Source organism: Mycobacterium sp. OTB74 (assembly GCF_029892685.1).
Classification (GTDB): Bacteria; Actinomycetota; Actinomycetes; order Mycobacteriales; family Mycobacteriaceae; genus Mycobacterium.
In genome coordinates, this window is sequence record NZ_JARXVD010000004.1 from 297,404 (window position 1) to 321,174 (window position 23,771).

Below are 23,771 nucleotides of genomic sequence, written 5' to 3' on the forward strand. Positions count from 1 at the left end.
TTGCCGAGCCTGAGACGTCCCTCAACTTGGAGTGCGCCTGTGACCACTGTCGAAGAGATTTCCGAACTCACCCGCCCCAATCACCCGGATGACTGGACCGAGCTGGACTCGGCCGCCGTCGACACCGTTCGCGTGCTGGCCGCGGATGCAGTTCAGAAGGTGGGCAACGGCCACCCCGGCACGGCCATGAGCCTGGCTCCGCTGGCTTACACGCTGTTCCAGCGTCAGATGCGCCACGATCCGTCGGATACCCACTGGATCGGCCGCGACCGGTTCGTGCTGTCCTGCGGGCACTCCAGCCTCACCTTGTACCTGCAGCTGTACCTGGGCGGTTTCGGTCTCGAACTGGCCGACATCGAGGCGTTGCGCACCTGGGGTTCGCTGACGCCGGGCCACCCCGAGTACGGCCACACCACGGGCGTCGAGATCACCACCGGTCCGCTGGGCCAGGGCCTGGCGTCCTCGGTCGGCATGGCGATGGCCGCCCGCTACGAGCGCGGTCTGTTCGATCCGGATGCCGCGCCGGGCACCAGCCCGTTCGACCATTACATCTATGTGATCGCCTCCGACGGTGACATGGAAGAGGGCGTCACCAGTGAGGCCTCCTCGTTGGCTGGCACTCAGCAGCTCGGAAACCTGATTGTGTTGTGGGACAACAACAAAATCTCCATCGAGCACGACACCAACATCGCACTGACCGAAGACACCTGCGCCCGCTACCGCGCGTACGGCTGGCACGTCCAGGAAGTCGAGGGCGGCGAGAACGTCGTCGCCATCGAGGAGGCGCTCGAGGCCGCGCGCAAGGTGATCGACAAGCCGTCGTTCATCTCTGTGCGCACCATCATCGGCTACCCCGCCCCCACCAAGATGAACACCGGCGGCGTGCACGGCTCGGCGCTGGGCGCTGACGAGGTGGCTGCCACCAAGAAGGTGCTCGGCTTCGACCCCGACAAGAGCTTCGACGTTCGCGACGACGTGATCTCCCATACCCGCGAGCTGGTCGGCCGCGGCAAGAAGGCACACGACGAGTGGCAGATCACCTTCGAAGCCTGGGCCGCCAAGGAACCCGAGCGCAAGAAGCTGCTGGACCGGTTGCACGCCGGCGAACTGCCAGAGGGCTGGGATGCCGACCTGACCCATTGGGAGCCGGGCAGCAAGGCCGTGGCGACCCGCGCCGCGTTCGGCAAGGTGCTCAACGACGTCGCGGGCAAGCTGCCCGAATTGTGGGGTGGCTCAGCCGATCTGGCGGGCAGCAACAACACCACCATCAACGGGGTCAAGTCGTTCGGCCCGCCGTCGATCTCGACCGAGGACTACACCGCCGACTGGTATGGCCGGGTGCTGCACTTCGGTATCCGCGAGCACGCCATGGGTTCGATCCTGTCCGGTATCGTGCTGCACGGGCCAACCCGTCCGTTCGGTGGCACCTTCCTGCAGTTCGCCGACTACATGCGCCCGGCCGTTCGGCTGGCCGCGCTGATGAACATCGACCCGATCTACATCTGGACCCACGACTCGATCGGTCTGGGCGAGGACGGCCCGACCCATCAGCCCATCGAGCACCTGGCGGCCCTGCGCGCCATCCCGAACCTGTCGGTGGTGCGTCCAGCCGATCCGAACGAGACCGCCTACACCTGGCGCACCATCCTGGCGCGCACTCACGGCAACAACCCGACCGGATTCATCTTGACCCGCCAGGGTGTTCCGGTGCTGGAAGGCACCGACGCTGAGGGCGCCGCCAAGGGTGGCTATGTGCTCGGCGGCGGCAACCCGGCCGACGACGCCGACGTCATCATCATCGCCACCGGCTCCGAGGTGCAGCTGGCTGTCGCAGCGCAGAAACTGTTGGCAGACAAGGACATCGTGGCCTACGTGGTCTCGATGCCCTGCCTGGAATGGTTCGAGGCACAGCCCAGGGAGTACCGGGACTCGGTGCTGCCGCCTGATGTGTCTGCCCGAGTTGCGGTCGAGGCCGGTATCGCCCAGCCTTGGCACAAGCTGGTCGGCGACACCGGCGAGATCGTCTCGATCGAGCACTATGGCGCTTCGGCCGACGACAAGACGCTGTTCCGCGAGTTCGGCTTCACACCGGAGGCCGTCGTGGCCGCCGCGGAACGATCTTTGGACAACTAACCGACACTGAAGACCAATCACCGAGTCGAAGAAGGTAATTCAGATGACGCAGAACCCGAACCTGGCAGCGCTGAGTGCCGCTGGCGTATCCGTGTGGCTCGACGACCTGTCGCGGGAGCGGCTGCAGACCGGAAACCTGCAGCAGCTCATCGACACTCGCAGCATCGTGGGCATCACCACCAACCCGTCGATCTTCCAGGCCGCCCTGACCTCGGGTACCGCCTACGACGAGCAGGTGCGTGAGCTGGCCTCGCGCGGCGCCGACGTCGATGCCACCATCCGCACCGTCACCACCGACGACGTCCGCAACGCCTGCGACGTGCTGGCCAAGGCCTACGAAGCCTCCGGCGGCGTCGACGGCCGAGTTTCGATCGAGGTGGACCCGCGGCTGGCCCACGACACCGACAAGACCATCCTGCAGGCCATCGAGCTGTGGAAGATCGTCGACCGGCCCAACCTGCTGATCAAGATCCCGGCGACGTTGGCCGGCCTGCCCGCGATCACCGCCGTGATCGCCGAGGGCATCTCGGTGAACGTGACGCTGATCTTCTCGGTGGAACGGCACCGCCAGGTCATGGACGCTTACCTGACCGGGCTGGAGAAGGCCCGCGAAGCTGGCCACGACCTGTCCAAAATCCATTCTGTCGCTTCGTTTTTCGTGTCCCGCGTGGACACCGAGATCGATGCCCGGCTGGAGAAGCTCGGCGGTTCGGCGCTCGGCCTACGGGGCAAGGCCGGTGTCGCGAATGCCCGACTGGCCTACGCGGCGTACGAGCAGGTGTTCGGCGGTGCACAGTTCACGACGCTCAAGGGTGCCGGCGCGCGAGTGCAGCGTCCGCTCTGGGCGTCGACCGGGGTGAAGAATCCGGATTACCCGGACACCCTGTACGTCACCGAATTGGTTGCCCCCCACACGGTGAACACCATGCCGGAGAAGACCTTGGAGGCAGTCGCCGACCACGGACAGATCACCGGCGACACCGTCTCCGGAACTGCCGCCGCAGCGCAGGCCGTGTTTGAAGAGCTGACGGCCGTCGGCATCGACCTTGACGACGTGTTCAACCTCCTCGAAGTCGAGGGCGTGGACAAGTTCGAGAAGTCCTGGGGCGAGCTGGTTGAGGCTGTGCAGGGTCAACTCGACGCCGCGAAGTAATCCGCGCCCGCGATGGGCGCTGGTACGGCGAGCATAGGGGTGAGATGAGCGGAGGGGCGAGATGAGCGACTGCAACGTCAGGCCGGCCGACTGGGTTAACCCATTGCGGGACAAGCGCGACAAGCGGATGGCGCGCATCGCCGGTCCATGCGCAGTCGTCATCTTCGGGGTCACCGGCGACCTGGCCCGCAAGAAGCTGATGCCGGCGATCTACGACCTCGCCAATCGTGGCCTGCTGCCGCCGTCGTTCTCGCTCATCGGCTTCGCCCGCCGCGACTGGGTCGACCAGGATTTCAGCCAGGTGGTGCACGACTCCGTTCAGAAGCACGCGCGAACGCCGTTCCGGCAGGAGGTATGGGACCGCCTCGCTGAGGGGTTTCGTTTCGTCCAAGGCACATTCGACGACGAATCCTCATTCGAGCGGCTCCGCGACACCCTGCACAAGCTGGACGAAGAGCGCGGCACCGGCGGTAATCACGCCTTCTACCTGTCGATTCCGCCGAACGCCTTCCCGCAGGTGTGCGAGCAGCTGTCCAAATCCGGGCTGGCCGACAAGCCCGAAGGCTGCTGGAGTCGAGTGGTCATCGAGAAGCCGTTCGGCCACGACCTGGCCAGCGCCGAGGAACTCAACCACGTCGTCAACAGCGTGTTCCCGGAGTCGTCGGTCTTCCGCATCGACCACTATCTGGGCAAGGAGACCGTCCAGAACATCCTGGCGCTGCGATTCGCCAATGAGCTGTTCGAGCCGGTGTGGAATGCGCATTACGTCGATCACGTGCAGATCACCATGGCCGAGGACATCGGATTGGGCGGGCGCGCAGGCTATTACGACGGCATCGGGGCGGCTCGCGACGTCATCCAGAACCACCTGCTGCAACTGTTGGCATTGACCGCAATGGAAGAACCTGTCAGCTTCCAACCGCATGAACTGCAGACCGAAAAGATCAAGGTGCTCTCGGCGACGCGACTGGCCGAACCTTTGGACCAGACGGCATCCCGCGGCCAATACGCTTCGGGCTGGCAGGGCGGCGAAAAGGTGGTCGGGCTGCTAGACGAGGAAGGCTTCTCCAAGACATCGACCACCGAGACGTTCGCCGCCATCACGCTGGACGTGGACACCCGGCGGTGGGCGGGTGTGCCGTTCTACCTGCGCACCGGAAAACGCTTGGGCCGCAGGGTGACTGAGATCGCATTGGTGTTCAAACGCGCACCCCATCTGCCGTTCGACACCACCATGACCGAGGAACTGGGCAAGAACGCACTGGTGATCCGGGTGCAACCGGATGAGGGCATCACGCTGAGGTTCGGTTCGAAGGTGCCCGGCAATACCATGGAGGTCCGCGACGTCAGCATGGACTTCTCCTACGGGTCGGCGTTCGCCGAGGACTCCCCCGAGGCCTATGAACGACTGATACTGGACGTCCTGCTCGGTGAGCCGTCACTGTTCCCGGTCAACGCCGAGGTCGAGCTGGCCTGGAAGGTTCTCGATCCGGTGCTGGATTTCTGGGCTGCCGAGGACAAGGCCGGCGGTAGACCCGACTCCTACGACTCCGGTGGCTGGGGTCCTGATTCGGCGTTCGAGATGCTGCGGCGCTCTGGCCGCGAATGGAGGCGGCCCTAATGATCCGCGAAGGCGACGACGAGTGAGCATCGCAGCGAGGTACGAGCGAGGAGCGCAACGAGAAGGAGCCGAGCCATGATCGTCGATCTTCCCGACACCAGCACAGACGTAATCAACAAGAAGATCGTGGCGCTGCGCGAAGAGGGCGGCGCCATCACCCTGGGCCGGGTGCTGACCCTGGTGGTTGCGCCGGCTACCGAGGCCATGCTCGAAGAGTCGATCGAGGCGGCCAACGCGGCCAGCCGCGAGCATCCGTGTCGGGTGATCGTGGTGATCCCCGGTGATCGGTTGGCTTCCACCGCTCGACTCGATGCTCAACTCCGGGTCGGCCGGGATGCAGGAGCCAATGAAGTTGTAGTGCTTCGCCTTTCGGGTCCCCTGGCAGGGCATGCCAGCAGCGTGGTGATGCCGTTCCTGTTGCCGGACACCCCGGTGGTCACTTTCTGGCCCGATATCGCGCCGGAATGCCCGGCGGAAGATCCATTGGGCAAGTTGGCAATTCGCCGGATCACCGACGCCACCAACGGCGAGGACCCCTTGGCCTCTATCAAGGGTCGGTTGGCCGGGTACACCGCCGGCGACACCGATCTGGCGTGGAGTCGGGTCACCTACTGGCGGGCACTGCTGGCCTCGGCGGTCGACCAAGCGCCGTATGAGCCGATTCTGTCCGCGGTGGTGTCCGGCCTGAAAGACGAACCGGCACTGGACATCCTGGCGGGCTGGCTGGCCAGCTGCATCGACGGCCCGGTGACCCGCGCGGTCGGCGAACTCAAGGTCGTCCTGACCCGACCCAGCGAGACCATCGCACTGAGCCGGCCCCAGACGGGCGTCACCGCCAAACTGGTCCGCACCGGCCGACCTGACGGCCGAATCCCGTTGGCGCGCCGCGAAGCTCGCGATTGCCTGGCCGAGGAAATGCGGCGCCTGGACGCCGACGACATCTACCACCGTGCTCTGCAGGGCCTGGACAGGGTTGTCTATGTCTGAGTTGATCATCGAAAAGCACGACGACGCCGACGCCCTGGTCGCAGCGACCGGAGACCATCTGGTGCAGGCCATTTCGGCCGCCATTGCGGCCCGCGGTGTCGCGTATATCGTGCTGACCGGCGGGGGCACCGGGATCAAGCTGCTCAAGCACGTCGGAGGGCATCCCGTCGACTGGGCCAAGGTGCACCTGTTCTGGGGCGATGATCGGTTTGTGCCGGCCGACGACGCTGACCGCAACATCAAGCAGGCCCGTGAGGCGTTGCTCGATTCGATCGACATCCCGGCGGCCAACGTGCATGCGATGGCGGCCAGCGACGGCGAGTTCGGCACCGACATCGTGGCCGCGGCTGCAGCCTATGAACGCGAGCTGGCCCAGGTGGCCGGAAACGGTTCGCCGACACCGGAATTCGACGTGCATCTGATGGGCATGGGCGGCGAAGGTCACATCAACTCGCTGTTCCCACACACCCCGGCGGTGCGCGAGACATCGCATTACGTTCTCGCGGTCACCGACTCCCCGAAGCCGCCGCCACAGCGCATCACGTTGACCCTGCCCGCGGTTCGCCGTGCCCGCCAGGTGTGGCTGGTTGTAGCTGGCTCCGAGAAGGCTGACGCGGTAGCCGCTGCCGTGGGTGGCGCGTCGGCGGAGGACATCCCGGCGGCCGGTGCGGTCGGCACCGAGGCAACCGTGTGGCTGGTGGATGCAGCAGCAGCGGCGAAGCTGTAATGTCCCCGCAACCGTCCGTGGCAACACCTAACGGTCACTCAGCTGCCTGGCCCAACCGGGTGGCCGGCCGTCATACTCGTTGGTATGGCTGACAAGGGGGACGGCTCGCCTCGTACCGGCGCGGGACGGCAGCGACTCAAGACCCTGACCCAGGCGGCACTTAATGCCGACATGACGGTCGGGCAGGTCGAGACCATCCTGGTCGACCTGTCCAACACTCTGGCCGATCTCGACCGGGCGACCGAGGCTTTGGAAGCCACGATGGCCCGATTCAACGACACCATCGACAAGATCGAGGTCCTTCCGCCCAAGATGCTCACGGTGGTTGAGCGAATGGAGTCGATCGTCGGACGAGTGGAAGTGATCGTCGGCGTGGCCGAGACGTTCGTTTCGCCGATCGCGGCTACAGAGAACGCAGTGCGCGGGATCCTCACCGCACTGCGCAGCCGCAGTTAGCGGCTCAGCGTACCGCCGAGCCGGCCGGTCGATTCCGGCCCACTGGCGCCCGGCCGCAGTACGCTCATGCGGTGGCGGAAACGCTGTACGCACCCTGCGGCGATCTGAGCCTGGCGTATCAGGTGTTCGGCGACGGGCCGGTCGAGCTTGTCTTCGTCGGGCCGATGGTCTTCCACGTCGAGTTGTTCTGGGCCATGCCCGAGTTCAAGGCCTTTTTCGATCAGCTCGCCACTTTTTGTCGCGTCGTCATGTTCGATAAGGCCGGGGTCGGTCTGTCGGACCCCATCCCGAAAGTTCGTTTGCTTGAAGAGCGAGCAGCCGAGATCGAGGCCGTTATGGACGCCGCCGGCTTCGGCAAGCCCGTCGTGTTCGGTATGAGCGAAGGCGGCCCACAGGCCATCGCGTTTGCGGCAAAGCGACCAGAGCGAACGCGAGCACTGATCCTCTACGGTTCTCTCGCATTCGCAGGGGGCGGGTGGGACGACTTGGACGGCGACCCGGGTGAACTGCGGGCGCGCGTCCTGGCCGAGCTGGGTGAGAACTACACGCCATCGACGAAGCAGTTGGCCCGGTTCCAAGAAATGGGCCGTGCTGCGCGCTCGGCGTGGGGCAGCGGCGCGACGGCGAAAGCTTTTTTCCCGTCGGTCCGGTCGATGCGCCAGCTCGCGATGGTCGAGCGCATGTGCGCCAGCCCGGGCATGTTGCGCGCAACGATGGAATCAAATTACCGGATCGACGTGCGGCCGCTTTTGCCGACGCTCTCCGCACCGACCCTGGTCATCCATGCCCGCGAGGACACCACACCGGTGCAGAACAGCCGCTACCTCGCTGACCATATTCCGGGGGCGCGGTACCTCGAGGTCGACGGCGCTGATCACGCACCCTGGTTCACCGAACCCCACAAGATCCTGACCAGCATCGAGGAGTTCCTCACCGGCAGCCGTGCCGCACCGCCGCGGTCGCACCGTGCGCTGCGTACCGTGCTGTTCACCGATATCGTCGCCTCGACCGAACACGCTGCAGCCATCGGCGACGAGCGGTGGCGCGCAGTGCTGCACCGCTTTGGTGAGATCACCGCCGACCTCACGCAACGGTTCGGCGGCACGGTGGTGCAACACACCGGCGACGGTCACCTCATGACGTTCGACGGCCCGACGCAGGCCATCCGCTGCGCCGAGGCATTACGCGCGGACGTCGAGACGCTGGGCGTCGAGATCCGTGCCGGCATACACACCGGCGAATGCGAACTGCTCGACAACGACATCGGGGGCATTGCAGTACACATCGCCGCGCGGATCTGCGGCCAAGCCGGCGGTCGGGAAATCCTGGTTTCCCGCACCGTGCGCGACCTGGTCGTCGGCTCGGGCACCGGCTTCGAGGACCGCGGCTGTGCCGAGCTGCGTGGCGTACCCGGTACATGGCAACTCTTGGCGGTGAATCGCCATGGCGCGCAGGCGGGATCGGCCGAGGCAGAGCTGGCATCAATGCCGACCCCCGACCGTCGGTCCTCGATGCGCCGCTCAGATCGCGCGGTCGAGGTGATCGTCAGGCGGACACCGTGGATCGTGCGCGGGATGGCCCGCCTCGCCCCGGTCACCGGCCGGAGATGAGCAAACAGCCAGTCCCACAACCTGATCGAGCACAGCGCGCAGGGCCACCCGTGCCGCTACCCGCTGTTGCGCAGCGCCGTCGCGAGGCCGCTCATGGTCAGCAGGATGCCGCGCTGCACCAGCTCGTCTTCGTCACCGGAGCGGTAGCGGCGCAACAACTCGACCTGCAGGTGGTTCAACGGTTCCAGGTACGGGAAGCGGTTGAACACCGATCGCGCCAACGCCGGGTTGTCGGCCAGCAGGTTGTCCTGCCCGGTGATGAGCGCGTGCATTCGGATGCTGCGGTCGTGTTCGGCGACGATCTTGTCGAACACCCTGTGCCGCAACGCTTCGTCGTCGACCAGTGAGGCGTACCGCGCTGCCAGACCCATGTCGGACTTGGCCAGCACCTGGGCCATGTTGGAAAGCACGGTGCGGAAGAACGGCCAGCGCGCATACAGGTCCTGCAGGGTCTGCAGACCGCCTGGGGTGCTATCGATGAACTCCTCGAACGCCGTCCCGGTCCCATACCAGCCGGGCAGCATGACCCGGGACTGGCTCCAGGCCAGCACCCACGGGATGGCCCGCAGATCGGAGATTGATGTGGTGGGCTTGCGCGACGTCGGGCGACTGCCGATGTTGAGCGCGCCGATCTCGCTGACCGGCGTCGACGCCTTGAAGTATTCGACGAATCCCGGTGTGTCATGGACCAAGTCGGCGTACGCGTGTTGTGCACGGGCAGCCAGGTCGTCGAGCACCTGGTACGCCGGGCCGGCCGCATCACCCAAGCCCTCGACATCCAGCAGCGTGGATTCCAGCGTTGCGGACAGCAGCGATTCCAGATTGCGCTGCGCCGCATGGGGTTCGGCGTACTTGGCGGCGATCACTTCGCCCTGCTCGGTGATCCGCAACGAACCCCGCACCGCGCCCGGCGGCTGGGCCAGGATCGCGTCGTAGCTGGGGCCGCCCCCGCGGCCGACGGTGCCACCGCGGCCATGGAACAGCCGCAAGCGGATACCGGTCTTGCGGGCCGATTCCACCAGATCCAGCTCGGCCCGGTACAGCGCCCAGTTCGCGGCCAGATAGCCACCATCTTTGTTGGAATCGGAGTAGCCCAGCATCACCTCCTGCTGTTCCCCGCGTGCGGTCACGATCGCCCGGTACAGCGGAATGTCAAGAGCCGCTTCAAGAATCGATGATCCACGCTGCAGATCGTCGATCGTCTCGAACAACGGCACGATGCCCACCGGGCTGTGCGGATCAGCCCCCGCGGCATCGAGCAGACCCACCTCCTTGAGCAGGATCGCCGCCTCCAGCATGTCCGACACCGACTGGCACATCGAGATGATGTAGTTGGGCACCGCCTGTGCTCCGTACACGTTCACCGCGTGCGCGGCAGCGGCGACGATGTCGAGTTCCTTGCGGGCGAGATCAGACAGCTGGGCGTCCGGGCCGACCAGAGGGCGCCGGGTGGACAGCTCCGCCACCAGAACCGATATCCGGGCGTCTTCGTCCAGGGACTGGTAGTCGTCGTGCACGCCGGCCCAGGCCAGCAGTTCGGCCACCACCTGCTCATGCACGTCGGAGTTCTGCCGCATATCCAGGCCACACAAGTGAAAACCGAAGACGTGCACCGATTCTCGCAGCATTGCCAGCCGGTCATCGGCCAGCACCGCACTGCCGTTGGCCCGCAACGAGCTGTCGATGGCGTTCAGGTCGGCCAGCAGCTCGGCCGGCGTCTGATAGCGCGGCAGAGCCAGATTCAGCTCATGCTCGGGTTGACGGTCCAGGATGTCGGCGGCAGTGGCGGTCAGCCGAGCCCGGATCACCCGCAACGCGCACCGGTAGGGCTCGTCGGCCGAGACCGGTTCGGTGCACTCCGCCGCCAACGCCTGCAGGTCAGGGCTGACGTGCACCAACCGCGCCGACATCGACAGCTCCTGTTCCAGCGCGGTCAGCTCGGCGAAATAGTGATCCAGCGCGGTGTAGGCGGCACTGCCGGTGGCCAGCCGCACCACCTCGGCGGTGACATTGGGGTTGCCGTCACGGTCGCCGCCGATCCACGAACCCGGCCGCAGCATCGGCTGCTCCAATAGGTCCGCACCAGGCCAGCGGGCCTGGAGGGCGGCGCGCACTTCTGCGTTGACCTGCGGGATGACCTCAAAGAACGCCGCCGGGTAGTACCGCAGACCGGTGGCGATCTCATCTTGAATCTTCAAGCGCGCCAAGCGGATCAACGCGGTCTGCCACAGCGTCAGGATGTGCCGCCGCAACTCGATCTCGATGCTGCGGTCATCGCGGGTGCACGTATACCCACGCATCCGCAGCCGCATCAATTCGGTGATCCGATTTTGGGTGTCGAACACGGTGCGGCGCCGCGTCTCTGTCGGGTGCGCGGTGATCACCGGGGCTACCAGGGCACCTCGCAGCGCGTCGGCAACGGTATCGGCATCGAGGTCGGCGGTGTCGAGCTTGAGGTAGGTGGCCGCCAGGCTGCTGTTCTGTGGCGGTTCACCGGCGGCGACGTGCACGGCTCGGCGGCGCTCCCGATGAATGTCCTCGGCCACGTTGGCAAGCAGCGCGAAGTGGGTGAATGCCCGGATCACCGGAATGGCCTGCCGAGCGTCGATACCGTCGAACAGAGCGGCCAACTCGGCGCGGTCGATCTCCGACCGGCGCACCCGGAACGATTCCACCCGGGCCCGCTCCACCAGCTCGAAAACAGCCTCTCCGTTCTGCTCTCGAACGGTGTCACCGAGGATCGCCCCGAGCAGCCGGATGTCCTCACGCATGGGTTCGGTGGCCTCTCGGCCTACCTGGGTCCGCAGCACCGAACCGATCGGAAGTAGTGCGGTATCTGGCCCCTCGGTAACGTCGGAAGCCTCGGAATCCCCTGCCATCAGTCCAGTATCGACGGCCTGACGCGGTGGCGCAGGGCGAAGGTCAGTGCGTCGGGGTGGGTACGACGATGGGCGTCGTGGTCAGCTGACGGTGGTGACCGGTGCCGGTGCGCCCGCCGGGACGATCGGCGTGGTCGACGTGCTCGACGAATCCTTCGCGGACGAGCCCCCACTGGACTGTGACTTGGTCGAGGCCGCCTGCTGCCCGTTCGGCATCACGATCGGCGTCGACGAGGATTCGTCGCCTCCACCCTTTCCGCCGCCCTTGCCGTTGTCGGAGTCCTCGCCGGCACTCGGTGGCCAGTCCACCGCGGTCGGTGGCCAGGCCTGCGGTGATGATCCGCCACCACCGGGAGGCGCACATCCCGCACCTGCGCCGAAATCACCCGCGGTCGTGCAGTCCGCATCCGCCAACGGTGCGCCAATCCAGGCGGCCACCGACCAGGCTCCGACCCCGACGGCCGCGAGCCAGCGGCGGCCTGTCATGGCGGGTTTCCGAAAGGTGCTCATAGTTGCAGGATGTCACCGTAGGCGTTGACGCTGTCGTCGTTCTTGTCGGTGTCGATGGTTACCGTCGAGAAGAATCTGATGGACACCGGCCCCCCGCACGCGTCAACCTTGACGTGCGCGTCGTGCACAGTGATGCCGCCGGTACGGCCCTTGAGTGACTTCTTCCCGAGCACCACGTTGGTGATGGTGCCGGGTAGCAGGTTCACCGAGACATTGCCTTCCAGGTCGGCGTAGGGGCCGATCGCACTGAAGAGGTTGCTGCTGTTGAAGCCCGGGTTGACACCGATCTCGGCGTCGCCGCCGACACTTGCTCCCTCACTCAGGTCGATCTGGCAACCGAGCTGCAGGCCCAGGATCAGCGTCCCGTTGTTGACGGCCGACGAACCACTGCCGCCGATGGTGGCCGCGGCCTTGCCGGTGACGAACCCTTCCCGGGTGAACGCGGTAGCTGCCATGTTCGGCACCGAGTTAATGGTCATCTGGGTGAGACCGACGCCAAGATGCCAGCCGTCTTCGGTGTTGGTGGACTGCGCAACATCGGCGACCGGCAGGGGCTCTGCCTTGGCCACGGGTCCGCCCACCCCGCCGGTCGCGCAGAGCAGAGCCATCGCACCGGCACGAACAAGTTTCAGCACACACACCTGCCTAACCGAAGCAATCGATTGACTGTGGTCGCGGCAACATCTCCCCCGAGCCCGCCAGCGATAATAGGTCCTGCCCCTGAGTGATTCCTGTTACGCCCAGTTGCCTCCGCATAAGCAAAACCGGCCCCGCCATTCAGGCGGAGCCGGTTTTGGCAACGTTGACGCGGTCAGGCGGCGTATTTGATCTGAAGGGCCATAGCGATGATCGAGACCACCCAGATGGCGACGATGAAATAGGTCAGCCGGTCGAGGTTCTTCTCCACCACGGTCGAACCCGAAAGGCTGGACTGCACACCGCCACCGAACAGCGTCGACAGGCCGCCACCCTTGGCCCGGTGAAGCAACACCAGCAACACAACCAACACACTGGTGACGATCAACGTGATCTGCAGGGCCAAAACCATGACTGACAGCCTACCGGTGCCGTGCGCGGATCAAGGCAGCGGCCCAATTTGCCGTCTACGGCAGCGGCCCACCTGCGGCGATCGCCGACAGTGTGGCGAACTGCTCGCCGTCCAGCGAGGCACCACCGACCAGAGCGCCGTCCACATCGGTCTGCGCCACGATCTCACCGACGTTCTTGGCGTTCACCGAGCCGCCGTAGAGCACCCGGACACCTGCTGCGATGTCGGCCGAAGCCAGCTCCGCCAGAGTGGCCCGGATAGCCGCACACACTTCTTGCGCGTCGGCGGCACTGGCCACCCGCCCGGTACCGATCGCCCACACCGGTTCGTAAGCGATCACCACCTGGCTGATCTGATCGGCGGACAACCCGGCCAGCGAGCCCTTGAGCTGCTCGACGTTGTAGGCGACGTGGTTGCCGGCCTCGCGGATGTCCAGACCCTCGCCGATGCAGACGATGGGGGTCAGCCCATGCTTGAGTGCCGCGGCGGCCTTGGCCGCCACCAGCTCATCGGACTCCGCGTGGTAGGTCCGCCGCTCCGAGTGACCAACCACTGCGAAGGTGCAGCCCAGCTTCGCCAGGAACGCACCGCTGATCTCACCGGTGTAAGCGCCTGACTCGTGCTGCGAAACGTCCTGCGCACCATAGGTGAGCTTCAGCTTGTCGCCGTCGACCAGGGTCTGCACGCTGCGCAGGTCGGTGAACGGCGGGATGACGGTGACGTCGACCTTGTCGAAGTACTTGTCCGGCAAGGCAAATGCGATCTTCTGCACCAGGGCGATGGCCTCGAAATGGTTGAGGTTCATCTTCCAGTTTCCCGCGATGAGCGGTTTACGCGACAAGTGAGCTCCTAGGTCTCGAGAACGGCGATGCCGGGAAGTTCTTTGCCCTCAAGGTATTCCAGTGAGGCGCCGCCACCGGTGGAGATGTGGGAGAAGCCGTCCTCGGGCAGTCCGAGCTGGCGCACCGCAGCAGCCGAGTCGCCCCCGCCGACGACGCTGAAGGCGCCCTTCGACGTAGCGGTGATGATGGCCTCGGCGACACCCTTGGTGCCCGCGGCGAACGACGGAAACTCGAACACGCCCATAGGACCATTCCAGAACACCGTCTTGGCGTTGCTCAGCAGCGCAGTGAAGCGACGGACCGACGCCGGGCCGACGTCCAGGCCCATCTTGCCCTCCGAAATCCGGTCCGCGGCAACGGTTTCCGGCTCTGCGTCTGCGGCGAACTTGTCCGCCACCACGATGTCCACGGGTAGATGGATGACGTCGCCGTAGTCCTCCAGGAGCTTGCGGCAGGTGTCGATCATCTCCTCCTGCAGCAGCGAGGTGCCTACCGAAACTCCTTGGGCAGCAAGGAAGGTGAAGCACATGCCGCCGCCGATGATCAGGCTGTCGGCCTTGGTGGCCAGGTTCTCGATGACCGCCAGTTTGTCGGAGACCTTCGACCCGCCGAGCACCACGGCGTACGGCCGATCGGTCGAACTGGTCAGCTGCTCAAGCACTTTGACCTCAGCGCCGACCAGCGTGCCGGCATAGTGCGGCAATAACGTCGCGACGTCATAGACCGAGGCCTGCTTACGATGCACCACGCCGAAACCGTCGGAGACGAATGCGCCCGGCGAACCATCGGCGCCCTCGACCAACGCGGCCAACTCGTGCGCCAGAGCCATCCGCTCGGCGTCATCCTTGCTGGTCTCGCGCGGGTCGAACCGAATGTTCTCCAGCAGCAACACATCTCCGTCGGTCAGGCCCTCGGCGCGAGCGAGCGCATCGGTGCCCACCACATCACCAGCCAGCTGCACGTGGCGGCCCAACTGCTCCCCCAACGCGGCGGCGACGGGTGCCAGCGAGAACTTGGGATCGGGACCGCCCTTGGGGCGGCCCAGATGCGCAGTGACGACCACCTTGGCACCCGCCTCGGCCAGCGCTTTGAGCGTGGGCGCCGAGGCGATGATCCGGCCGGGATCGGTGATATTGCCGTCATCGTCGAGCGGGATGTTGAGGTCGGAGCGCACCAATACGCCCCGACCTTCGACGCCTTCGCTCAGCAACTCATCAAGAGTCCTGATGCTCATAGATAATTCCTGTCGCTTGACGCTTACAGGGACTTGCCGACGAGCGCGATCAGGTCGGCGAGGCGGTTGGAGTAGCCCCACTCGTTGTCGTACCAGGAGACCACCTTGGCCTGGTCGTCGATGACCTTGGTCAGGCCGGAGTCGAAGATCGAGCTGTGCGGGTCGGTGACGATGTCGCTGGAGACGATCGGGGCGTCGTAGTACTTGAGGATGCCCTTCATCGGACCCTCGGCGGCGGCCTGCATCGCGGCGTTGATGTCCGCAGCAGAGGCTGCCTTGGCGAGCTCGACGGTCAGGTCGGTGGCCGAACCAGTGGGGATCGGCACCCGCAGCGCATAGCCGTCCAGCTTGCCCTTGAGCTCGGGCAGCACCAGGCCGATGGCTTTGGCGGCACCGGTGGAGGTCGGCACGATGTTGAGGGCGGCGGCGCGGGCGCGGCGCAGATCCTTGTGCGGGCCGTCCTGCAGGTTCTGGTCCTGGGTGTAGGCGTGGATGGTGGTCATCAAGCCCTTGACGATGCCGAACTCGTCGTTGAGCACCTTGGCCATGGGGCCGAGGCAGTTGGTGGTGCACGAGGCGTTGGAGATGATGTTCTGGGTGCCGTCGTACTTGTCGTCGTTGACGCCCATCACGATGGTGATGTCCTCGTCGCTGGCCGGCGCGGAGATGATGACCTTCTTGGCGCCGGCGTCCAGGTGGCCCTGCGCCTTGGCGCGGGCAGTGAAGATGCCGGTGGACTCGACGACGACGTCAACGCCCAGGTCACCCCACGGCAGGGCGGCGGGGCCTTCCTTGACCTCGAGTGCCTTGATCTTGTGGTCGCCGACGACGATGGTGTCGTCGCCCTCCAGGCTGACGTCGTAAGGCAGCCGGCCCAGGATCGAGTCGAACTTCAGCAGGTGCGCCAGCGAGGCGTTGTCGGTGAGATCGTTGACCGCCACGATCTCGAGATCGGTGTTCTTACCCTCCGCCTTCTGCGCGTCCAGGGCCCGGAAGAAGTTGCGGCCGATGCGGCCGAAGCCGTTGACGCCGATCCGAATCGTCACTGCTGTGCTCCTTAGCTAAATGGATGATGCCTTGACTTAGGTGATGCTGTGAAAACCGCTCGCGGCCCAGCCTAATGGTCTGCCTTACTGCGTATGCGTTCTGGTCAGCAAGGTCGGCCCGAACAGGAATTCCACCTATTCAGCCTCGGTAAGCGCAGTCGTTACCTACGCGGCCTCGGTGATCGCGGTCATCACCGGCGGCTCCTTGGTCAGACCGCGGGTCAGCACCAATAGGTAGATGACGCCGATGGTCAGCCAGCTCACGCCGAGAATCAGCGCCTTGGAGTCCAACTGAGTCAGCAGGTAGGCGTCGATCACCGCGCCGATGGCCGGCAGCAGCAGATACCGCGCACCATTGAGCCCTTGCCCGCGGTTCCGTAGGTAGTACGCGATGACCGCGATATTGACCAGGGTGAATCCGGTGAACGCGCCGAAGTTGATGAACGACGTCGATGTGGTGACATCGAGGAAGATCGCGCCCAGGCCGACGACGCCGCACAGGGCGATGTTGAAAACCGGGGTGTGGAAGCGTTCCGATACCCAGCCGAACACCCGCTCGGGCAGCACCCGGTCCCGGCCCATCGCGTACAGCAATCGGGCCACCGCGGCCTGCGCGGCCAGGCCCGAGGTGAACTGTCCGACGATCAGCCCCCAGAGGAACACCAAGCCAAAAAGTCTGCCGCCGATGGTCTTTGCGATATCGGCGGCCAGCGATTCGCTGTTGGCGAATACCCCGCCCGGCGAAACCAGCGTGACGAAATAGGTCACCACGATGAAGATCGCACCGCCGATCAACGCGACCAGGACAATCGCCCGCGGCACGGTGCGCTCCGCATTGTGCGTCTCTTCGGTGAGCGTGCTGATGGCGTCGAAACCCAGGAACGAATAGGCCGCGACAGCCGCGCCCGCTGCCAGCGGCCCGAAGCCGCCGCCGGTGAAGGGCACGGTCGACACCAGCGAATGTAACCCGTGGAGCAGGTAGGCGACGGACAACGCCACGAACAGCACCAGGATCAGCATCTGCACCGTCATCAAGACAAAATTGGTGCGGTCGGCCACCTTCAGACCCAGCACGTTCAGCGCCGAGGTGATCAGGATGAACGCAATGACCCACACCGCAATCGGCACGTTCGGGTACTCACCCTTGAGGTAGGCCGCACCGATCAGCCAGATGACCAGTGGCAGGAACAGGTAATCCAGCAGGATCGTCCAGCCCACCACGAAGCCCAGCCGCGAGTCGAGTGCCGAACGGACATAGGTGTAGGCCGACCCCGCGACCGGATAGCGTTTGGCCATCACGCCGTAACTCAGCGCGGTGAAGAACATGGCCGCCGTCGCCAACAGATATGAGCCGGCACTACCACCGCCGGACTTCTCGGCGATCACCCCGAAGATGCCGAGCACGATGATCGGGCACATGTAGGCCAGCCCGAACAGCACCAGCGAGCGCAGACCCAGCTGCTTGCGCAGCGTGCCGTGATGTTCGTGGTGCTGGCTACCCGCAGTATCTCCGGCACCCGCTGTATCTCCGGCAATGGTCATGACGTTCCTCTCGGTTGCCAGCTCGTGGGGTCGATCCGTCCTGCGTAGATGGGTAGGTCGATCAGCGGATCGTCGGGCGCCAACTGGGACCACATGCGGTTGCTGCCTTCGGTGCCGTGCTCACGCACCCTGGTCACGTCGTCCAGGTCCAGCACCACCGACAGCACGCCGGGCTCGGCGGTGGGCAGGTCGCCGAGCACCGTGCCCTCCGGATCACAGACGATCGATCCGCCGGTGCCCACTGGCCCCGCGGCGTTGACGCTGAGCATGAACACCTGATTGACGATCGCATTGGCCTGAGCCAGTACGCGTTCCTGCTTCCGGTCGGCCCCAATGGTCTTGACCACGTTGACCACGAACTCGGCACCCAGCCACGCCACGCTGCGGGTCGATTCGGGAAACCAGGCGTCGTAGCAGATCGACAGTCCGCCGCGGCCGACACCGGGCATGTCATAAACGATGAATTCATGTCCGGCAGACCAGGTTTCGAACGGCCGCCACGGGAACACCTTGCGGTAACTGGACACCAGCCGACCGGTCGGGTCGAACACCAACTGGGTGTTGTACACCCGGTTGTCATCGCCGAGTTCGGGCACCGAACCCGGGATCAACCACACGCCGAGCCGAGCCGCAACCTCTCCGAGTGCCCGCACCCGCGCCCCGTCCAGCGATTCGGCTGCCGCCCTCAGCCACTCATTGCTGTCCGGGGCCTGGTCGCAGTCACCACACAGATGGATCTCCGGGAACACCAGCAGATCGAGATCAGCTGACTCGCGCTTGATTTGGGCCGCCTGGGACTCGAGCTGACCAACCGGATCGGGACCTGTCGATGGCGGGAACTGCGCCAGCGCAACAGATAAAGTGCGGCCCACCTTCAGCAGATTAGACCGAATATCGCCGCGTCAGGCGTCGTCGAGCAGATCTGGTGTCACCGCAGATTCGGTGTCCGGGATGCCGTCCTGCTTGGCTTTCCGGTCCGCCATCGACAACAGCCTCCGAATACGGCCCGCCACAGCATCTTTCGTCATCGGCGGTTCGGCCAACCGGCCCAGTTCCTCCAGCGAGGCCTGCCGGTGTTCGACCCGAAGTCGGCCGGCCGTCGACAGGTGATCAGGCACGCTGTCGCCGAGGATCTCCAAGGCGCGCTCGACCCTGGCGGCCGCGGCCACCGCGGCTCGGGCCGACCGGCGCAGGTTTGCGTCGTCGAAGTTGGCCAGGCGGTTGGCCGTCGCGCGCACCTCGCGGCGCATCCGGCGTTCCTCCCAGTTGAGCCTGGTGTCCTGCGCACCCATCCGGGTCAGCAGCGCGCCGATGGCTTCGCCGTCGCGCACCACCACCCGGTCGCTGCCACGGACCTCGCGGGCCTTTGCGCTGACGCCCAGCCGCCGGGCCGCACCCACCAATGCGAGGGCCGCCTCCGGCCCTGGGCAGCTGACCTCAAGCGCCGAGGATCGGCCCGGCTCGGTCAGTGAGCCGTGTGCCAGGAATGCGCCACGCCAGGCGGCCTCGGCATCCCCGACGCTGCCGCCAACCACCTGGGCAGGCAAGCCGCGCACCGGGCGGCCACGCAGATCGAGCAGGCCGGTCTGCCGGGCCAACGCTTCGCCGTCCTGGGCGACCCGCACCACATAGCGCGTGCTCTTGCGGATACCACTGGCCGACAGCACGTGCACCACGGCGTTGTAGCCGTACAGATCGTGAATGTCCTTGCGCAGCCGACGGGCAATGCTGCCGAGGTCCACCTCGGCCTCTACGACAACGCGACCAGCGACAATGTGCAATCCGCCGGCGAACCGCAGCAGTGAGGCCACCTCGGCCCGGCGGGCGCTCACCGAATTGACGACGAGCCGGCTCAGCTCGTCTTTGACCTCGGACGTCATCGCCACGAATCGTCACCTCTTGATCCATCAGGGGCCGGCTGCCAGCGGTCACCGGCTGCCGACCGGGCGGCGGTGGGTAGCTGTGCAGTCTGAGCCGGTGCCGTTCCGTGAAGCCGCACCCGCTCCAGCGCAGCAGCCAGCCGTGCCGGGTCATGTAAAGGTGTACCAGGTCGCGACACCTCAGCGAACTCGACCTGCGCGTTCAGAATCGAGGCTGCCCGACGAAGCTGCTCGCGTTCACGCTCGCTGGGGACGCTTGCCGCATCGACGATGATGTCGTTGATGGTCAGCCCCGGAGCGTGCTGAGACAGCACGTGAACGTGCCGCTCGGCGGAGAATCCCGTGGTCTCCCCCGGCTCCGCCGCCAAATTCAGGACCAGCGCCCGCCGCGCCTCGGTGGCTTGCAGCGCAGCCAGTAGCTGCGGCACCAGAACGTGCGGGATCACACTGGAAAACCACGAACCCGGACCGAGCACCACCAGATCGGCCGACATGATCGCGTCGACGGCCTGCCGGGTTGCGGGCGGGTCGCCTGGCAACAGCCGCACCCGGCGCACCTTGCCGGGCGTCGTGGCCACCGCAACCTGGCCGCGGATCACCCGGCTCATCCGCGGGTCGGCCTCCAGCCCGGACACGTCGGCCTCGATCTGCAACGCGATGGGGCACATCGGCAGCACCCGGCCCTTGACGCCCAGAATGCGGCCGAGCTCATCGAGTGCCGCAACCGGATCAGCCAGTACCTCGTTCAGCCCGGCAAGCAGCAGATTGCCGATCGGGTGTCCCGTCAGTGCGCCGCTGCCGGAAAACCGGTGTTGGATGATGGTGGCCCACAGCTGACCGTGTGGACTGTCAGATGCCAACGCCGCCAACGCCATTCGCAAGTCGCCCGGTGGCACGATGTCCAACTCGCTGCGCAGCCGACCCGACGAGCCACCGTCATCGGCGACAGTCACCACGGCGGTGACGTGCGGGGTGAGCCGACGCGCAGCCGAGAGCGTGGCATACAGTCCGTGGCCGCCCCCGAGGGCGACGATGCGCGCCGGCGCATAAACCTCTTCGCGTGCGGGGATCATTCTCCTCCTCGCGTGCGGGTAATCATTCGCGCCCCAGATCCCGGTGCAACACACGAACCGTCAGTTGATCACCGCCCTGCAGGCGGGTGGCCAGAGCTTCGGCGATCGCCACGCTGCGGTGTTTGCCGCCGGTGCATCCGATGGCCACGGTCATGTAACGCTTTCCCTCCCTGCGATATCCGTCGATGACGACGTCCAACAGCCGATGGTAGGTGTCGATGAACTCCTCGGCACCGGGTTGTCCCAACACGTAGTCACGAACCGCAGGATGTTGCCCGGTGTGCGGCCGTAACTCATCGACCCAATGTGGGTTGGGCAGAAACCGTACATCCATCACGGTGTCGGCATCCATCGGCAAACCGTACTTGTAGCCGAAGGACTCCACGGTCACGTTGGTGCTTGCTACAGCGCCCTCGCCGAAGGCCCGCTCAATGCTGGCGCGCAAGACCGGCACCGGCAGGGTCGAGGTGTCGATGATCAGATCGGCGGTCGCGCGCACCGACGCCAGCAACGCCCGCTCGGCGGCGATTCCTTCAGCGAGAGTCTGATTGCCCTGCAGCGGATGGCTGCGACGGTTCTGCTCATAGCGACGGACCAGGATGTCGTCGGAGGCCTCCAGGAACAGCACCCGCGGCGTGACGTTTCGGGTGGCCAGTTCGCTGCGCACGAAGTCGAGGTCGCCGGTGAACCCGCGCGACCGCACGTCCATGACAACCGCCAACCGGGTGATGCGCGAACCGGCCGCCAGGCCTAGTTCGACCATCCGGGTGATCAGCTCCGGCGGCAGGTTGTCTGCCACGTACCAGCCCAGGTCCTCGAGCACCTTTGCTGCAGTTCCGCGGCCCGCCCCGGACAGCCCGGTCACCAGGACGACGTCGATGTCCCCCGCCACGCCGCCGGCGATCTGCTCGTCCTGTACGTCCTCGTTCATCCCCTGACCCGTCATTCCTCCACCCGATCATTGTCGATGTCGGGCTTGCGCGCCTCGGAATCGGCCTCGGAATCGGCCTCAGAACCGGCCACTGCATCAGTCACTACACCACCGGACTGCAGCGCCTCGACCACCGCGCGCGCCGTTGCCGCGCCGATTCCCGGAACTGCGGTGATCTCCTCGATGCCCGCCTCCTTGAGCCGGGCCACCGAACCGAAATGCGTGACCAGCGCCTTGCGACGATGCTCACCAAGGCCCGGGACGGTGTCGAGCACGGATGCCGTCATTCGCTTGGATCGCTTGCTGCGGTGGTAGCTGATAGCAAAGCGGTGGGCTTCGTCACGAACCCGCTGCAAGAGGTACAGCCCCTCGCTGTTGCGCGGCATGATCAATGGGTCCGGCTGCTCGGGTACCCATACTTCTTCGAGCCGCTTGGCCAACCCGATCACCGCGACATCGGTGACCCCCAGTTCGTCGAGCACGGCGGCCGCGGCATTGACCTGGGGTGCGCCGCCATCCACCACGTAGAGATTGGGCGGATACGCGAATCTTTTTGGCCTGCCTGGTGTTTCGACACCTGGCACCAGCATGTCGGATGCCGCGATGTCAGGGGCGGGGCCGGGGTTGTCGGCGACGTGGCGCGCGAAGCGCCGGCGGGTCACCTCGGCGATGGAGGCGACGTCGTCGGACCGGCCTTCGCCGGCGGCTTCCTTGATGGCGTAGTGCCGGTAATCCGATTTGCGCGGCAGCCCATCCTCGAACACCACCAGCGAGGCCACCACGTCGGTACCTTGCACATGGCTGATGTCCACACACTCGATCCGCAGCGGAGCGTCTTCCAGCTCCAGCGAATCCTGAATGCTTTGCAGTGCTTCAGATCTGGCGTTGAAGTCACCCGCCCGCTTGAGCTTGTGCTGGGCCAGCGCTTCCTGTGCATTGCGGTGCACCGTCTCGGCCAGAGTGCGTTTGTCCCCGCGCTGAGCCACCCGCAACTGCACCCGCGAACCTCGCAGACCCGACAACCAGTCGGCCAACTGGGCGGCGTTGTCGGGAAGGACGGGCACCAGGACTTCTTTGGGAACCGGGTTGCCCGCAGCGTCGGAGGCCGCACCGAGTTCGGCCTGGTCTCCGTAAAACTGCGTGAGGAACTGCTCCACCAGAAATTTCGGACCCAATTCACTTTCGTCTTCGGTCGCCGCCGCCGCGGCTCCAGGTTCACCGGACTTCTCGACAACCCAACCCCGCTGCCCGCGCACCCTGCCGCCACGGACGTGGAACACCTGAACTGCGGCTTCCAGTTCATCGTCGGCGAATGCCACGACGTCCGCGTCAGTGCCGTCACCCAGCACCACAGCCTGTTTCTCCAGCGCCCGCTTGAGCGCAGAGATGTTGTCCCGCAACCGCGCAGCCCGCTCGAACTCCAGTTGCTCGGCGGCCTCGTTCATCTGCTGTTCCATGTCCCGGGCCAGCCGATCGGTCTTGCCTGCCAGAAAATCGCAGAAGTCTTCGACGATCTTGCGATGTTCAGCGGCGCTCACCCTTCCGACGCACGGTGCCGAACATTTGTCGATGTAGCCCAGCAAGCAGGGACGGTCAATCTGGCTGTGCCGCTTGAATACTCCATTCGAGCAGGTGCGAGCGGGAAACACCCGGGTGAGCAGATCCAGCGTCTCGCGGATAGCCCAGGCGTGCGAATAAGGCCCGAAATACCGAACGCCCTTTCGCCGCGGACCACGGTAGACGAACAGCCGTGGGTACTCCTCATTCAAGGTGACAGCCAGCACCGGGTACGACTTGTCGTCGCGGTAGCGGATGTTGAATCGCGGATCGAATTCCTTGATCCAGTTGTATTCCAGTTGCAGCGCTTCGACTTCGGTGGTCACCACCGTCCACTCGACGCTGCCGGCGGTGGTCACCATCTGCCGGGTGCGCGGCGCAAGCGCAGACAGGTCGGCGAAGTAGGAGTTCAAGCGACTGCGCAGGCTCTTGGCCTTACCCACATAGATGACCCGGCCATGCGGATCGCGGAACCGGTATACGCCCGGTTCCACGGGTATCGTCCCCGGCGCGGGCCGGTACGTCGATGGATCGGGCACGGT

At 65.6% G+C, this 23,771-nt stretch carries 20 protein-coding genes; 7 read left to right on the forward strand and 13 right to left on the reverse strand.

The features are described from left to right. Positions 1-39: 39 nt before the first annotated feature. From tkt to M2432_RS09105, 7 genes are all read left to right on the forward strand, one after another. A complete protein-coding gene (gene tkt, locus M2432_RS09075) occupies positions 40-2,133 on the forward strand; it encodes a transketolase (protein WP_280826457.1) in 2,094 nt (697 codons plus the stop codon). Between the two features lie 43 nt (positions 2,134-2,176). Further along, positions 2,177-3,286: a transaldolase gene (gene tal, locus M2432_RS09080; RefSeq protein ID WP_280826458.1), complete on the forward strand. Its 1,110-nt coding sequence runs from the start codon at positions 2,177-2,179 to the stop codon at positions 3,284-3,286. A gap of 61 nt (positions 3,287-3,347) precedes the next feature. Further along, a complete protein-coding gene (gene zwf, locus M2432_RS09085; protein ID WP_280826459.1) occupies positions 3,348-4,907 on the forward strand; it encodes a glucose-6-phosphate dehydrogenase in 1,560 nt (519 codons plus the stop codon). Positions 4,908-4,982: 75 nt separating this feature from the next. Next, entirely contained in the window at positions 4,983-5,894 is a 912-nt protein-coding gene (opcA, locus tag M2432_RS09090; RefSeq protein ID WP_280826460.1) for a glucose-6-phosphate dehydrogenase assembly protein OpcA, read from the forward strand. Then, positions 5,887-6,621, forward strand: coding sequence for a 6-phosphogluconolactonase (gene pgl, locus M2432_RS09095; protein WP_280826461.1), 735 nt, complete (start codon positions 5,887-5,889; stop codon positions 6,619-6,621). Before opcA ends, pgl begins: the two co-directional genes overlap by 8 nt. A gap of 84 nt (positions 6,622-6,705) precedes the next feature. Further along, positions 6,706-7,077, forward strand: a complete 372-nt coding sequence (locus tag M2432_RS09100; protein WP_280826462.1) for an ATPase — start codon at positions 6,706-6,708, stop codon at positions 7,075-7,077. A 71-nt stretch (positions 7,078-7,148) separates the two neighbouring features. Next, positions 7,149-8,687, forward strand: a complete 1,539-nt coding sequence (locus tag M2432_RS09105) for an adenylate/guanylate cyclase domain-containing protein (RefSeq protein ID WP_280826463.1) — start codon at positions 7,149-7,151, stop codon at positions 8,685-8,687. A 56-nt stretch (positions 8,688-8,743) separates the two neighbouring features. On the opposite strand, the gene ppc is transcribed toward M2432_RS09105, so the two are convergent. From ppc to uvrC, 13 genes are all read right to left on the reverse strand, one after another. Further along, a complete protein-coding gene (gene ppc / locus M2432_RS09110; protein ID WP_280826464.1) occupies positions 8,744-11,566 on the reverse strand; it encodes a phosphoenolpyruvate carboxylase in 2,823 nt (940 codons plus the stop codon). Between the two features lie 81 nt (positions 11,567-11,647). After that, positions 11,648-12,076, reverse strand: coding sequence for a hypothetical protein (locus M2432_RS09115; RefSeq protein WP_280826465.1), 429 nt, complete (start codon positions 12,074-12,076; stop codon positions 11,648-11,650). Beyond that, on the reverse strand, positions 12,073-12,657 hold the full coding sequence (locus M2432_RS09120) for an MspA family porin (RefSeq protein WP_348536303.1): 585 nt from the start codon (positions 12,655-12,657) through the stop codon (positions 12,073-12,075). Before M2432_RS09120 ends, M2432_RS09115 begins: the two co-directional genes overlap by 4 nt. A gap of 230 nt (positions 12,658-12,887) precedes the next feature. After that, positions 12,888-13,124 (reverse strand): preprotein translocase subunit SecG, encoded by a 237-nt coding sequence (gene secG, locus M2432_RS09125; RefSeq protein ID WP_280826467.1) that lies wholly within the window; start codon positions 13,122-13,124, stop codon positions 12,888-12,890. Positions 13,125-13,179: 55 nt separating this feature from the next. After that, positions 13,180-13,965: a triose-phosphate isomerase gene (tpiA, locus tag M2432_RS09130; protein ID WP_280826468.1), complete on the reverse strand. Its 786-nt coding sequence runs from the start codon at positions 13,963-13,965 to the stop codon at positions 13,180-13,182. An 8-nt stretch (positions 13,966-13,973) separates the two neighbouring features. Further along, the gene (locus M2432_RS09135; RefSeq protein ID WP_280826469.1) at positions 13,974-15,200 is read right to left on the reverse strand and encodes a phosphoglycerate kinase; all 1,227 of its coding nucleotides are present in this window, start codon (positions 15,198-15,200) and stop codon (positions 13,974-13,976) included. A gap of 23 nt (positions 15,201-15,223) precedes the next feature. Further along, the gene (gene gap / locus M2432_RS09140) at positions 15,224-16,246 is read right to left on the reverse strand and encodes a type I glyceraldehyde-3-phosphate dehydrogenase (protein WP_280826470.1); all 1,023 of its coding nucleotides are present in this window, start codon (positions 16,244-16,246) and stop codon (positions 15,224-15,226) included. 165 nt (positions 16,247-16,411) lie between these two features. Further along, positions 16,412-17,788, reverse strand: coding sequence for an APC family permease (locus M2432_RS09145; RefSeq protein ID WP_280826471.1), 1,377 nt, complete (start codon positions 17,786-17,788; stop codon positions 16,412-16,414). Next, positions 17,785-18,660 (reverse strand): carbon-nitrogen hydrolase family protein, encoded by an 876-nt coding sequence (locus tag M2432_RS09150; protein ID WP_280826472.1) that lies wholly within the window; start codon positions 18,658-18,660, stop codon positions 17,785-17,787. The genes M2432_RS09145 and M2432_RS09150 overlap by 4 nt, the downstream gene beginning before the upstream one ends. A gap of 30 nt (positions 18,661-18,690) precedes the next feature. Then, the gene (gene whiA, locus M2432_RS09155; protein WP_280826519.1) at positions 18,691-19,668 is read right to left on the reverse strand and encodes a DNA-binding protein WhiA; all 978 of its coding nucleotides are present in this window, start codon (positions 19,666-19,668) and stop codon (positions 18,691-18,693) included. Then, positions 19,665-20,741, reverse strand: a complete 1,077-nt coding sequence (yvcK, locus tag M2432_RS09160; protein ID WP_280826473.1) for a uridine diphosphate-N-acetylglucosamine-binding protein YvcK — start codon at positions 20,739-20,741, stop codon at positions 19,665-19,667. Before yvcK ends, whiA begins: the two co-directional genes overlap by 4 nt. A 22-nt stretch (positions 20,742-20,763) precedes the next feature. After that, positions 20,764-21,672 (reverse strand): RNase adapter RapZ, encoded by a 909-nt coding sequence (gene rapZ / locus M2432_RS09165; protein ID WP_280826520.1) that lies wholly within the window; start codon positions 21,670-21,672, stop codon positions 20,764-20,766. Between the two features lie 11 nt (positions 21,673-21,683). After that, positions 21,684-23,768 carry an excinuclease ABC subunit UvrC gene (gene uvrC, locus M2432_RS09170; RefSeq protein ID WP_280826474.1) on the reverse strand — a complete coding sequence of 695 codons (2,085 nt, stop codon included), beginning with the start codon at positions 23,766-23,768 and terminating at the stop codon, positions 21,684-21,686. Between the last annotated feature and the right edge of the window lie 3 nt (positions 23,769-23,771).

Bases quoted from the DNA above. Each gene is read 5' to 3' on its own strand.
- M2432_RS09100 (WP_280826462.1), top strand. From the start codon at position 6,706: ATGGCTGACAAGGGGGACGGCTCGCCTCGTACCGGCGCGGGACGGCAG.
- whiA (WP_280826519.1), bottom strand. From the start codon at position 19,668: ATGACGTCCGAGGTCAAAGACGAGCTGAGCCGGCTCGTCGTCAATTCG.
- zwf (WP_280826459.1), top strand. From the start codon at position 3,348: ATGAGCGACTGCAACGTCAGGCCGGCCGACTGGGTTAACCCATTGCGG.
- pgl (WP_280826461.1), top strand. From the start codon at position 5,887: ATGTCTGAGTTGATCATCGAAAAGCACGACGACGCCGACGCCCTGGTC.
- yvcK (WP_280826473.1), bottom strand. From the start codon at position 20,741: ATGATCCCCGCACGCGAAGAGGTTTATGCGCCGGCGCGCATCGTCGCC.
- M2432_RS09115 (WP_280826465.1), bottom strand. From the start codon at position 12,076: ATGAGCACCTTTCGGAAACCCGCCATGACAGGCCGCCGCTGGCTCGCG.
- tal (WP_280826458.1), top strand. From the start codon at position 2,177: ATGACGCAGAACCCGAACCTGGCAGCGCTGAGTGCCGCTGGCGTATCC.
- secG (WP_280826467.1), bottom strand. From the start codon at position 13,124: ATGGTTTTGGCCCTGCAGATCACGTTGATCGTCACCAGTGTGTTGGTT.
- M2432_RS09135 (WP_280826469.1), bottom strand. From the start codon at position 15,200: ATGAGCATCAGGACTCTTGATGAGTTGCTGAGCGAAGGCGTCGAAGGT.
- ppc (WP_280826464.1), bottom strand. From the start codon at position 11,566: ATGGCAGGGGATTCCGAGGCTTCCGACGTTACCGAGGGGCCAGATACC.
- M2432_RS09145 (WP_280826471.1), bottom strand. From the start codon at position 17,788: ATGACCATTGCCGGAGATACAGCGGGTGCCGGAGATACTGCGGGTAGC.
- opcA (WP_280826460.1), top strand. From the start codon at position 4,983: ATGATCGTCGATCTTCCCGACACCAGCACAGACGTAATCAACAAGAAG.
- rapZ (WP_280826520.1), bottom strand. From the start codon at position 21,672: ATGAACGAGGACGTACAGGACGAGCAGATCGCCGGCGGCGTGGCGGGG.